Consider the following 14340-nt stretch of genomic DNA (forward strand, 5'->3'; position numbering starts at 1 on the left):
CCAAAAACCTTTGCCCTCAAGAATGACTAATTACAAGTTTACATCTTGTTGCTGATACAGGTAATAATAATGACCCTTAGTAGCCATTAATTCTTGATGGCTACCTTGTTCTATAACCCTGCTATTATCCATTACAACAATCATGTCTGCATTACTTACAGTGTTTAGTCGGTGGGTAATAAAAAATACTGTATCACCCTTGAATGCTTTGGCTAAGTTGAGACATATTTGCCGTTCTGTGGGATAATCTAATGCGCTAGTTGCTTCATCTAAAACTAATAATTTTGGTCGTTGTAAAACAGAACGAGCGATCGCAACTCTTTGTCGTTGTCCACCTGAAAGTGCAGAACCCCGTTCTCCCACTCGCGTGTTATAACCGTTTGGTAAGTTCATGATAAACTCGTGGGCGCACGCAACCTGAGCCGCTTCGATAATTTCTTCGGTTGTGGCATCGGGATTGGTTAGGGCAATATTTTCCTGAACGCTGCCGTCAAACAATAATGTTTCTTGGGGAACTACACCAATTTGTCGTCGCAACGAATAAAGTTCCACTTTGGCAATATCATAACCATCAATCAAAATTCTGCCAGACTCAGTTTCATAAAGTCTCAGCAGTAATTTCATCATCGTACTTTTACCAGATCCACTTTGTCCGACAATGCCGATAAATTGACCTGGTGCAAATTCGAGGTTGACATTAGAAAGTTGTAGAGGGCCACTTGTACCAAACCGGAAGGAAACATTTTCATATTTCACTGCTCCCTTAATAGTAGGTAAAGGTATATTGTAGCGGTCTGTTTCTCCTTCTTCTGGTGTATCGACAATATCGCTTAAACGCTCTAGGGACAAGGCAGTTTCTTGGAAGCTTTGCCAGAGTTGAGCTAAACGTAATATTGGGCTGGTGACATAACCCGATATAATCCTAAAGGCAATTAATTCGCCTAAAGTTAATTGTTGTTGCAGTACTAAATAAGCTCCTACCCACAAAACTAGTAAGCTGCTGAGTTTGTTGAGAAAGTTACTAGTAGAGTTAGCGAGGGTAGAAGTCACAACTGTTTTAAAACCAGCAGCGACAAATCGGGCGTAACGCTCTTGCCAGGAAAAGCGCGATCGCAATTCGATATTTTGCGCTTTTACTGTTTGAATTCCTGACATCACCTCGACTAAATAAGATTGAGTTTCGGCGTTGCGTTCGGCTTTGGCACGTAACTGTCTGCTAATAGTGGGAGAAGCGACTAAGGTAATCAATACAAACACGGGGATTGTGCTTAAGCCGACTAAGGTGAGTTGCCAACTGTAAATTAGCATTACACCGATATAAACCAACGAGAATAGAGCATCTAACCCCACTGTTAAAGCAGTACCTGTGAGGAATTGCCGGATATTTTCTAATTCGTTGATGCGAGTCGAAAGTTCACCCACAGGTCGGCGTTCAAAATAGCGCAGCGGTAGACGTAGTAAGTGGTCAATGATTTGCGACCCTAAACCCATATCGATCCGATTAGTGGTATCGACAAATAAGTAGGTTCGTAAGGTAGTCAACACTGCTTCAAATAGTCCGACTACTAATAGCAAAATCCCCAAAATATGTAGTGTGCCAATACTATTTTGAGTAATAACTTTGTCGATAATTAACTGAACGACTAGGGGATTTGCCAACGCTGCCAACTGCACGAAAAAGGAAGCGATAAAGACCTCTATTAAGACTCGACGATACTTTGACAAATAGGGCAGAAACCACCGCAAGCTAAAACGTTCTTGCGGCGTTTGATTGGTAGTAGTCAGCAGTAATACCCTAACTTTGGGCGGAAAGTCAGTTGGATCGACATCTAATTGTTCGACCAATTGAGCAGGTTTGCAACGCACAATTCCTTTAGATGGCACACCCACAACCGCAGTATTTGCATCCACTGCATATAAAACGGCAAAATTATCACCATAGCGAATCAATGCCGGTGTCGGAATGCGCGTCACTGAGGCGGTCGGTAGTTCTATCAACTGCGCTTTCAGTCCAATTAACTCTGCTAGGTAAGCAGTAACTTGAAACGATATAGTGCCCTGACGTTTGATTTGCTCAGTTAAGATGCGGCGAACCACCTCTCGACGAAACGGCATTTCTAGGTGCTTCGCGATCATTTGAAAGCAGGCGAAGGTTGAATTTAGTTCTCCTTTACCGCCAAAAAATGGGTATTTTTGTTTTGAAGAATTCTTAGAATTTTGGGGGGCTGTCTGTGGAACTACTTCGTCTGATGCGTAGGGAATAATTTCTAGGTCGTCAGCGCTATCTCTATCTACTCTGGTTTCACTTACCGCAAGTTCTATCTGATGACGACTATCTTCTAAGAGCAAATCTGACGGATGTATACCAAGCAAGCGTGCGGGGTTTTGACCGATGACCTGGATCTTGTCTCTATCATCGTCTGATTCAAGGCGATCGCCAGGTGAGAAATTCGTGACTGTACCACCGCCACTCACAAACCAAACGCTTTTGCTATCCAGTTGGTTGAAGGGAGTTTTTCCTAAAGGGAGATAATGTATTTTCGCCTGGGGTAAGGCTTTTTCTGCCAGTTCTCTGAGATTTAAGGTAGCAATTGCTTGCTTTTGCCAATAGGAACTGAGAATATCGAAAACTTCTACCAAATAACTGCGGTTCTTGCGAGCTTCGGCAAAAGCTGGGTATGAAGCCAGAAAGCTAAAATATGCTGATGCACTCAAGGTTAAACATACTACTTCGGTGGAAGCGATCGCTGTTTCACAGGCGACATCGCGTAATAAACTGATTTCGCCGATAATTTCCCCCGGTTGCAGTAATTTTAGGGTGATTGGCAATTGCGTCTGGGGGTCATATCCCAACAGGCGCACTTGTCCTTCATAAATGATGGTGATGCGTTCCGGGAGGCTTTCTTTACCGATGATTTTCTGACCTATGCGGTAGCGCCAAGCTTGCAGTTGTTCTGATAAATTAGCGATCGCCCCATCTGGCAACTGTTCAAACCCCTCTAGGGCGGTGAGAAATTCGGGAAAAGTGTTCTTAATATAAGTCATATAAAACAAGTTAAAGTGAGGAATTAAGTCGAAAATATTAGGGGGTATCTATTTTACTAACAGTGGCAGTGTTTGGTTTTATGCCAGCAGTAACAAGACTTCTATGGAATTCAGGTGTTTAAATGTGTAAAAGTACAGAGAGCAAGTTCGTTTAATTGCAGACCTGTATTTATATCACATGGTTACGATTGTTATACGTTTTTCAAAATCAAGCATACTGTAAATAGGTCGAGGACAAGTTATCACTTGGTTAACACTACATAATTTATACAAAATTAAAATTAATATCTTAGTATTGCAACTATGCAAGATAAATACTCATCATCAAACCAAAACACATAAAAGTGGTTGTTAAATTTAGCAGTGCATATTTTACTTTATGATAGTCAACATAAAATATCACAGATGCTTTCCTAAGTAAATACCCTACTTAACAAGTATGTAATAAAAAAACTTTAAATTTCTGAATTATTTTTTACAAATTCTCGAATCTAGGGGTTGAAAATATCACTAGTGGCGAAAGACAGAAGCTTTCCTCGTTAAAAACTACCTATACCTAATTATGAAATAATTCTCCATCACTTTTTTGCTAGCTTAATTTAATAAAAATTAACTGGAAAAGTAAAGAGGAAGACTCTTTGTCACTCTAGAGGAATCAACTATTAAATTTATGAAGGAAAGACAATAAGTGCCTTCAGTAAATTTACTAGTTTAATTAATAGCGAGTCCATCTAATCGTTATGCACAAAACAACCTCATCCCGCAACCGGGATGAGGTTGTTCTATTTTGCTAAGTAATTACTCGTATCTGATACTAGGCAAGATTAGCACTCAAATTGACGCGTACAATCACATCGTTGTAATCTTTATCACCACCATTTGGTAAATCCTCAAAACCAAAGGTGTTATTTCCCAATAGCCGAATGTGATCTACTTTATCTGAATTAGCACCTAAAAATGTGAAGTAAACATTTTTATTGCTGGCATTACCACTGAGAATCGCTTCGGGTCTGCCATTCGCAATAATAAATGGTGCAAACAAAGAATTTGGATCGAAAGTGCTAGTGTAATTTGCAGTGCCTTGGTCACTCACCGTCAAGTCAATGCCTGCAACACGCCTACGCACAGCGGCTTCGGCATAACCTGCTTGTCCAACCAAAATATCTGCTTTACCATCGCCATTAGTGTCAATTCCACCATTTTCATCAGCCACCTGATAGAAGCCGACAAAGTTATCATAAGATGCCTCTCTGTTGACTTGAAACTCAGCTGTTACCGATTGTGTCATACTTCTTAAATCGATCAGTTCGCCTTGATATTCGCCTTGTAGACCAGTACCTAAAGATACCTGTTGATCGGTTGGCTGAATATCCACTGCCAAATTCGGAAAATTAAGAGAAAACCCTTGATTGTCTATGTTGTTATTTGTACTTGAGGAAAAAAGCACGTTTGAGAAGGGGGTTTTTCCAGACAGTACAGCTTGAGTAGTACTGTTAGATACCAGATAAAATCTGAGTTTAGTATCGGAGTCGAATTCTAATATGTTTTTCAGGTCGGCAGGATTAAAACCATTAGGTAAATTGGCAAGAGTAGAGAAAACCACCTTTGAACGCAAAAGAGCCGCTTGTGTATAGCCTTCTGCACCAGGGGCTATGCCGTTAATCCTACCTTCTTCGTCATCAACAGTAAATACATTTAGTTCATTCACTTCTGAAGAAGTGTTGTTTTTAATCTTGACTGAGAGTTTTGCTTTATCACCTTTATTGTTCAGCTTAGTCTGGACACTAATGATATCCCCTGTAATTTTTGTCACTACAGCATTATCGTCAGCAACCGTGATTTTAAACACATCACTGGCTGTTTCTCCAGCAACATCCTGAGCTGTGACTTTGATGTTTCGACTACCTACCTCCTGATTATCGGGAGTACCACTGAAAGTCTTGGTAGCGGCATTGAACTTCAACCCTTTCGGCAAAGGTGTATCGTCGGCCAGAGTTGCACTGTAGGTGAGGGTATCTCCGATATCTGGATCAGTGAAAGTGTCATCCGGTACAGTGAAGCTGAAGAGACTACCTACAGTGGCTTGTTGGTCTGCGATCGCCTTGGACAAAACTGGAGGATCATTGACATTATTAACCGTGAGTTTAAACACATCACTAACTGTTTCTCCACCAAGATCCTGAGCGGTAACTTTGATGTTTCGACTACCTACCTCCTGATTATCGGGAGTACCACTGAAAGTCTTGGTAGCGGTATTGAACTTCAACCCTTTCGGCAAAGGTGTATCGTCGGCCAGAGTTGCAGTGTAGGTGAGGGTATCTCCGATATCTAGATCAGTGAAAGTGTCATCTGGTACAGTGAAGCTGAAGAGAATATCTTCAGTGGCTTGTTGGTCTGCGATCGCCTTGGACAAGAATGGAGCAGCTAGCACTGAAGCGTAAACTGCCATTACTTCTGGCTGAAACGCTAGAGTAGGAACAATTGCCCCCGTAGAAACTTCCAGTTTCCAGTTACCACCTAATGCAGTACTCCCCGTTAAATCATCAGACGCCGCTACTACTGCACCTGTCAATTCACTCAGGCGCTGTACAAATGCTTTACCTTGCTCTGTTTGCCCGACTTCGCAACCATACAACAGCAGTTGTGCATCTGCACTCAAAACATTTGCCCAGTCCATGAGTTGCCAAGCATAATGGTTGAGGGTTTGGTAGCTGAGTTGACTGTTCCCCAGATAAACTTGCCCTGGTGCGCCGTGAGAAACAATGTGTAAGGTATTGATTTCCCGATGAGTTGCCAGCACTTGGCTAATTTGTTCAATGCCATTCTGGTGAGGATCTAAGACTACAACAGAGGTGTTCGGCAAAACACCTGCTACCAGACTTTGGTAGTTCTCAACCTGTGGGTCGATGAAAACTAGGTGAGTAGCAGGTATTTGCTCATACAAGTCTTGAGTTGACTGGGTAGCGATCGGGATGGTGTCTGACATAATTACTCTTATTAATTAATAGTTTTTTCGTTGCAGCCGTTGCGTGCCATATCCTGGAAATCACGTAGAAGCAGGATTTTTTTTTGGCATCGTGAAGGAGTCAATTATTAAACTTATATAAAAGGCAAATAGTTAACTCCAGTAAATTTACTGCTTAAACCTGCGGATCAATATTACCATTGCCATCGCAAATAACATCACGTCAGCCATCAATAATAATAAATGGCGCAAACAGGGAATCAGCTTTGAAAGTCGCGGTATAATTTACTGTCTTTCTTCAGTGTCAAAAAATGCCTGTAACACGCCTACGCACAGGCTTAGAACTGATGCAAAGGCTTTATTGCCGAGCATTTACACATCTATACAAGCCGTCAGTTGAAGTATTACCCGCGCATAAAATAACCCCATCCCGTAAGCGAGATGAGGTTAGAAAGCTATCACTAAAACAGAATTCAGAAATAACTTTGATCGTCTACTTAAATTCGGAGATTCACAAGCAAAACAGGCTTTATATGTGGCTTAGAGACTAAAGCTTTGTACCTCACTGAGTGAAATATTCTTAATTCTTATAAGTCTAGAAAGATTTAGGTTTCTGCAATAATTTCATCTATGCAAGCCTTCATTTTTTCGGATACAGTTCGTACATGAGGTTCTTTAAAAATGGAATTATGAATCCCAGAAACATCATAAATATCCACTCCTCCTAATGCCAATTTACCCCAACCCATTTTCGGATCAGCCTCCTGTTGTCCAACTACAAGATTATCTTCTGTTCGGAATACGGTTGCTCGACCTGAGTAAACTTGTAGAACATATTTGCTGAGCGCTTGTCTGGTGGCCTCTTCCACCATGAATTTCCGGTTGGAGTAAGGTAAGGGGCGTCCGAGAATCAGGTGAAAGTGAAAAACACTCCGCCAAAGTATCTCTTTGATCTGATACTTAAGCAGCTCTATATTTCCTTTTATCCGCTTAATAACATAGTTAGATGCGGTTGCTAAAAGACTTTTCCAATTACGAGAGGTTGGTTTTTGCAATGGCACAGATTCAATATTTCTGGAACCGTAGGTATCAAATAAAACTAGCAAAGCTACTTTCTTACCTTGCATGACCAATTGCCGAGCCATCTCGTAAACAATTATACCCCCAGAAGAGTATCCGCCGATCAAATAAGGCTCATGGGGCTGAATAGTCTGGATTTGTTGAATATAGTGCGCTGCCATGTCTTCAATCCGGGTATATGGAAGCTGTTTTCCATCTAACCCTTGTGGTTGTAGTCCATAAAATGGTTGATCTGATCCTAAATGCACTGCCAATTCACGGAAACGTAAAACTTCTCCACCAAAACCATGTACACAGAAGAAAGGAGGCTTAGAACCGTTGGGTTGAATAGGTACTAAAGATGACCAAGGAATTGATGTTTCAGACTTGACATCAGCTATTGGTGTTGCTGCAATCCCAGGTTTTGAGCATATTTCTCGCTCAATAACATTAGCTAACTGCTCAATAGTTGGTGCTTGCAAGAGGATAGATAGAGCGAGATTTTTGCCTACGATCTTTTCAATTTGAGAAAACAGACGTACTGCTAGCAGTGAATGTCCACCTAAATCAAAAAAGTTGTCTGTTATTCCAATCGGATGAACTCCTAAAACATTTTCCCAGATTTCTGTTAATTGAAGTTGTAGTGGATTTTCTGCTGTAGCAAATGTTTTTTCTATTTTAGAATTAGTCAAATTGGGCACAGGTAAAGCTTTGCGATCAACTTTGCCATTAGTATTAAGTGGCAGAGAGTCTAGTATGACAAAGGCCGCAGGCAACATATAATTGGGCAGTTTTTGCTTGAGAAAGTTGTGCATTTCATCGCTAACAATAGTTTCACCTACCTGAGGAACAAGATAAGCAACTATCAATTTATTACCAGGAACATCTTCTCTGACAACAGCGACATTTTTCTGTACTCCTGGGTGTTGACCCAGCATCGCCTCAATTTCTCCCAACTCAATGCGGAAGCCGCGAATCTTTACTTGATGGTCTAAACGTCCGATAAACTCAATATTGCCATCTGGTAAGTAACGAGCTAAATCGCCAGTTTTATATAGATGATCCGATTCAAATTGTGAATTTTTAAAGGGATTGTAAATAAACTTTTCGGTGGTCAATTCTGGCCGTTTGAGATAATCCCTAGCCAAACCATCACCGCCAATATATAACTCACCTGGTATACCAATTGGGACAGGCTGCAAATTGCTATCCAGTATGTAAGTTTGTGTATTGGAAATAGGTCGGCCAATGGGAATAGAACCATTAATTTTAATATTGCTGTCTAAAGAATAGCAACAAGTAAAAGTTGTATTTTCCGTTGGCCCGTAGCCATTAATCAGCCGACAATCTCCGCCTGCTTGCAAAAGTTTTTGGATGTGAGGGACAGATAAAACATCTCCACCAGCTAAAAGTTGTCGAACTTGTTTTAAGTCTTCAACATACTCATCTACCATTAAGTTGAAAAGACCAGCAGTTAACCACAGTATCGTTACACGATAATATTTTAGAGCTTCAGCTAGTTCTGATAGCGATAGTGCGTGAGGTGGCATGAGCACTAACTTTGCGCCGTTGAGCAAACATCCCCAAATTTCAAAAGTGGAAGCATCAAAGGATATGGGCGCTAACTGTAAAAACACATTTTCTGCACCTATACTAATGTAATTGGTGTCTTTAACTAAGCGCACGACACCCCGATGTGTGACGGTAACACCTTTGGGGATGCCTGTAGAACCAGATGTGTAGATTACATAAGCCAAGTTTTCCGGGGTAGTTTGGCTAACTGCATTCTCTTGACTATGTTGAGCGTAGGCGTAGCCCGTCGTAGACATCGCTTCAGCATCACTATCCAAATAAACCACCTTTGCTCCACACACAGGTAATTTTTCGAGCAGATGTTGTTGAGTGAGCAAGATTTCCACTTGAGCATCTTTTAACATCAAGCTAAGGCGCTCTTGAGGGTACATGGGATCTAAAGGAACATAAGCTCCACCTGCCTTGAGAATACCCAGTAACCCGATTATCATTTGGAGCGATCGCTCTGCACACAATCCCACCATTACTTCTGGCCCTACACCCAGGCTTTGCAAGTAGTGTGCTAGCTGATTGGCTTGTTTATTCAACTGTTGGTATGTTAGTTCTTGTCCTGCAAATACGAGGGCTACAGCATTGGGTGCACTTTCGACTTGTGACTCAAACAGTTGATGAATGCAAACCTGGCGGGGATAGTCAGTTTGAGTATTGTTCCACTCTACAAGTAACTGCTGCCGTTCGACTGGCGTTAATAGCGGTAACTCTGAGATGCGTTGCTCTGGGTTAGCAAGAATACCTTCTAGTAAAGTTTGGAAATGTCCAAGCATCCGAGCGATCGTCGCTTCATCGAATAAGTCTGTATTGTATTCAAAAGAGGCGCTTAATCCTTTGCCTGTATCACACATCATCAAAGTTAAATCAAATTTTGCCGTGCTGGTGTGGGTGTATTCAAAGGTGGAGGCAATTTTTAAACCTGCTACTTCTCGTGCCCCCTTTGTCCAAGGAGGATTCATCGTGAACATTACTTGAAACAGTGGTGAATGACTGCCATTGCGTTCTGGATTAAGTTCTTCCACCAGTTTTTCAAAAGGTAAATCTTGGTGAGCGTAAGCACCTAAAGCTACCTGACGCACTTGATCGAGTATTTCCCGAAAACTGGGATTGCCGGAAAGGTCAGTCCGCATGACCAAGGTATTGACAAATAAACCCATCAATCCTTCGGTTTCTATCTGGTTGCGACCGGCAATTGGGGAGCCAACAAGAATATCCTCTTGTGTTGTATAGCGATGGAGCAATACCTTGAAGGCTGCTAATAAAGTCATGAACAGTGTTACTCCTGACTGCTGACTCAAAGCGTTGAGGGCATCAGTTAACGCCTGCGGTAGCATCTGGCTACAGATATCGCCGGAATAAGTTTGGACGGGTGGGCGTGGGCGATCGCTAGGTAGCTCTAATATGGGTAAGTTGCCACTTAGTTGCTGCTTCCAATAATCAAGCTGAGATTTTAGGACTGCATCTTGTAACCACTGACGCTGCCAGTGAACGTAGTCAGTATACTGGATAGGTAATTCCAGTAATGGAGAGGGTTTGCCAGCAGCAAAGGCTTCATAAAGTGTTGTGAGTTCCTGAAAGAAAACCTTTGAAGACCAACCATCTGCTATTATATGATGCAGGTTCAGGAGCAGCATGTTCTCCTGTTCAGTTAGGCGTAGCAGTTTAAAGCGAAACAATGGCCCTTGCAAAAGATCGAAAGGTTGTTGAGCTTCCTGAGCAGCCAGTCTTTTTTCTTCAATTTCCCGCTGTTCTAGAGGCAACTGACTCAAATCGACAAGCGGCAGATTCAAGGTTATATCTGGAGATATGACTTGGCTGGGTTGCCCATCTATAGATGTAAAGGTAACTCGTAGGATTTCGTGACGGCGGATAATTTCGACTAGACATTGCTCCAGTAGTGCCAGATTCAGTGAACCTGTGAGGCGATAGGCTAAAGGTATATTGTAGACAGAGTTACCAGGATCAAATTGCTCTAAAATCCATAAGCGTTGTTGAGCAAAAGAAAGAGGGAGTTTGCCATCTCTGATGTTAGGTAATATATGAGGAAGATTGTTACTACCAACATTAGCCTGGAGGAGAAATTCTAAGATTTCGGCTTTCCGTTCTCGCATCTGCTTTAGTAAATCTGGTGTCAACTTCTCCTTAGCAGCGCGATAGCGCAGGCTACCGTCTTCGATCCATAATTTCACATCTAGATGACGTAGTTCTGATAAAAACTCATGAATGGTTTTCATAGTTGTCCCTCTTCGTAGTCGTTGATCATTTCAGTCACAGAAGCTTGATAATTTTGCGCTGCCCATTGCAGTGTTTCAACTCGTTCAGCTAAGTCAGCTACAGTTGATACTTCAAATAAGTTGAGTAGAGGTATTTCTACTTGCAAGATTTGACGCAACCGTGAAGTGACTTGAATTGCCAGTACTGAATGTCCCCCTAGCTCAAAGAAGTTGTCATGAATGCCGATATTTTTTAAGTTGAGGACTTGTGCCCAAATGCCAGCAATCTGCTGTTCAACTAAGGTGCGAGGTGCAACATAACCTTCCGTCAGTTCTGGACGAACAAAATCGGGTGTTGGTAAAGCCTTCCGATCTACTTTGCCATTAGGAGTAAGGGGCATCGCATCCAGCGTCACAAAGTTAGTGGGCACCATATAATTTGGTAGCTTTTCCTTCAAGAACTGGCGTAATTGTGGGATTAGCTGATTATTTACTGTCTGCTTCTGTATGGGGCTATTGGCATAAGCATCACTTAAAGTCTGGTCTTGTAAAGATTCTGATTCAGACAGTAAGTCCGACCTTTGATTCCAGGCTTGAATATGTTGTGTACTGCTAGTAGACTCCGCTGAAGACTCAACTTCCGATGGTGTTTTTGGAACTAGATAACTGACTAAAGTTTTCTCATTTGGGATATCTTCTCGCACAACAACGACAGCTTCTTTCACAGCAGGATGTTGAGCTATCACCGTTTCAATCTCACCCAATTCAATCCGAAAACCGCGAATTTTAAATTGATTGTCAATTCGTTGCAGATACTCAAGATTGCCATCAGTGCGATAACGAACTAAATCACCTGTTCTATAGAGTCGAGCATGAGGTTCTTGGCTGAATCGGTTAGAGATAAACCTTTGTGTAGTTAGTTCAGGTCTATTCAAATAACCCAACGCTACACCTGCACCGCCGATATAAAGTTCACCAGGAACTCCTACAGGTACGGGCTGCTGATAAGCATCTAATAGATAAATTTCAGTATTGGCAATGGGCTGACCAATCAGAGGCATTCCGTCTGCTTTTATTTGATAGCAGGTAGACCAGATTGTTGTTTCAGTTGGCCCGTACATATTCCAAACACTGTGGGCACGATTCACCAGTTCCTTAGCTAAAGTAGGTGATAATGCTTCTCCACCGCACAGAATCTTGAGTTGTTTGGAACCTTGCCAGCCAGCTGCTAGCAGCAATCGCCAGGTTGCAGGAGTGGCCTGCATGACTGTTGTTCCTGAATGGTTGAGAGTTTCGAGCAGTTTCTCACCATCTGTAGCCACCTCACGGCTGACTATTAGAGTAGTTGCCCCCACGATTAACGGCAAGAAGATTTCCAGAACGGCAATATCAAAGGAGAGAGTGGTGACAGATAGCAGAATATCTTGCTGCGTCAAACCTGGTTGCTCACGCATACTTCCCAGGAGGTTGACAACATTTTGGTGAGAAACTTTTACTCCCTTGGGTGTTCCTGTGGAGCCAGAAGTGTAAATGACGTAGGCTAGATTCTCAGCAGTTACTAGGTAAGCAGGTTTGTGAGTTGGATAATGGCTAATTTTTTCTTTATCTGTGTCCAAACAAACTACTTCTACCTGATTTGGTAACAAATTAAGTAGGTTAGCTTGGGTAAGTAACACGGATACTTGAGCATCATCAAGCATGAAGGTCAAGCGTTCTTTGGGATAGGTGGGGTCTAAGGGGACATAAGCACCACCTGCCTTGAGTACAGCTAGCAGAGCGATCGCTATTTCTATTGACCGTTCCAAAGAGATGCCAACTAGCACTCCAGGCTTGACTCCCAAGGTTTGGAGATAATGAGCAAGCTGATTAGCACGCTCCTCAAGTTCCAAATAAGTCAGTTGTTGATTTTGAAACACAACAGCGATCGCATCTGGTGTTCGCTCCACTTGAGTTTCAAACAGCTGGTGAATAAATTTATCTTGAGGATAAGCTGTTTGAGTATTGTTCCATGCTGCCAATAACTGTTGCTCAGTTGTTGGCAAGATTGGCAATTTGGCAATAATTTGATTGGGGTTAGCAACTATACCTGCTAAGAGAGCCTCAAACTCTGCCATTCGGCGACGGATAGTATCAGCATCAAATAAATTGGTGTTGTACTGACATTCCAGGATCAGCTGACCACGTAATTCTGTAGCATTGATAAATAGTTCAAAATTCTCAAATTCACGAGGATTGAAGAAACACTCCACCTCCAACCCTGCAAATCCCAGACTGTTTCCGTCCAAGCCCTGCTCGATATTAAAGGTGATTGGTACTAAGGGAATACGACTAGAATCCCTTGGAAACATTAATTTTTTGATTAGACTGCCAAAGGTAAATTGTTGGTGGTCATAAGCATCTAATACAGCCGAACGCCGCGTTTGCAAGTAGTCAATAAAGGATTTTTCTCCATTGATGCGGCTACGTAGCGGTAATAAATTAACACAGTGTCCTACGAGATTATATTGACCTAAAGCAGCTTGTCCGGCGGCGAAAACACCTACAACCAAGTCGTTCTGTCCTGTCAGGCGGTGGAGCCATACCTCTAATCCTGACAAGATGGTAGTCATAAAACTACAACCAAGTTTTGTTCCTAGTTGTTTGAGGTTGACAACTAGTTCGGGATTTAAATGCCAATCTTCACGGGCAGCATTAAAGGTTCTAAATAATGGACGTGGGCGATCACTGGGGAAATCTAGTACAGGCAGAGAATCAGAGAATTGATCTAACCAATATTTTTCTATAGCGATCGCTTCTGAACTTTGAATTTCTTCTTCTTGCAACGTCGCATATTCACTGAAGCGATCAGGTTCTTCCAATTCAGGAACAATACCCTGTTGCAAGCCAGAATAGAGTTTACCCACATCTGGCAATAATACCGTCCATGACCAACCATCGCAAATAATGTGATGGGCAGTCAAAATTGCTAGATGTTCTTGCAGATGTAATTTGACAATTTTTACCCGAAATAGAGGACCGTGTTCTAAATCAAAGGGTTGTTTTACCTCTTGTTGCAAGATACTAGCTATTTTTGTTTCTTGCTCCTGTGACTCCAGTCCAGAAAGATCGATGATCGGAATTTCTATTCTCAGGGAAGCAACAATGCAGAGTGTATTGCCATCTGTGCTAAAGGTTGTCCGTAACGCTTCATGACGTTGGACTAACTCTTGCATAGCAGACTGGAGAGCTTTTACATCCAGATTTCCTTTTAGTCGCAGAGATTGGGATTGATTATAAGCACAATTGGCACCGTCTCCCATTTGTACAGAAGCCCAAATTTCTTTTTGAGATTCGGTTGCAGGAGCAGTTAATAATAATTCTCCACCTGAAAATGGATCGAAATCAACAGATGTTAATACAGATTGTGAATTCAAGGGTAATAAACTCATAAAAAAACTTGATGTTATAGCTTTTTTTAATTGTTCAAAATCGGAG

The 14340-nt window shown here is 41.9% G+C and carries 4 protein-coding genes; all 4 read right to left on the reverse strand.

Annotated elements, in window-relative coordinates; translation table 11 throughout:
• Positions 1 to 30: 30 nt before the first annotated feature.
• The 4 genes from V7K56_RS12545 to V7K56_RS12560 all read right to left on the reverse strand — a co-directional run bounded on the left by V7K56_RS12545 (position 31) and on the right by V7K56_RS12560 (position 14294).
• Positions 31 to 3045, reverse strand: coding sequence for a peptidase domain-containing ABC transporter (locus tag V7K56_RS12545; RefSeq protein ID WP_334910859.1), 3015 nt, complete (start codon positions 3043 to 3045; stop codon positions 31 to 33).
• 814 nt (positions 3046 to 3859) lie between these two features.
• Entirely contained in the window at positions 3860 to 6031 is a 2172-nt protein-coding gene (locus V7K56_RS12550) for a DUF4347 domain-containing protein (protein WP_334910861.1), read from the reverse strand.
• Positions 6032 to 6615: 584 nt separating this feature from the next.
• The gene (locus tag V7K56_RS12555) at positions 6616 to 10887 is read right to left on the reverse strand and encodes a non-ribosomal peptide synthetase (protein WP_334910863.1); all 4272 of its coding nucleotides are present in this window, start codon (positions 10885 to 10887) and stop codon (positions 6616 to 6618) included.
• A complete protein-coding gene (locus V7K56_RS12560) occupies positions 10884 to 14294 on the reverse strand; it encodes a non-ribosomal peptide synthetase (protein ID WP_334910865.1) in 3411 nt (1136 codons plus the stop codon). Before V7K56_RS12560 ends, V7K56_RS12555 begins: the two co-directional genes overlap by 4 nt.
• Between the last annotated feature and the right edge of the window lie 46 nt (positions 14295 to 14340).

It is taken from the genome of Nostoc sp., from assembly GCF_036917535.1.
Taxonomy (GTDB): Bacteria; Cyanobacteriota; Cyanobacteriia; order Cyanobacteriales; family Nostocaceae; genus Nostoc.

Coding starts and splice junctions, on each gene's coding strand:
- V7K56_RS12550 (WP_334910861.1), bottom strand. CDS start 6,031: ATGTCAGACACCATCCCGATCGCTACCCAGTCAACTCAAGACTTGTAT.
- V7K56_RS12555 (WP_334910863.1), bottom strand. CDS start 10,887: ATGAAAACCATTCATGAGTTTTTATCAGAACTACGTCATCTAGATGTG.
- V7K56_RS12545 (WP_334910859.1), bottom strand. CDS start 3,045: ATGACTTATATTAAGAACACTTTTCCCGAATTTCTCACCGCCCTAGAG.
- V7K56_RS12560 (WP_334910865.1), bottom strand. CDS start 14,294: ATGAGTTTATTACCCTTGAATTCACAATCTGTATTAACATCTGTTGAT.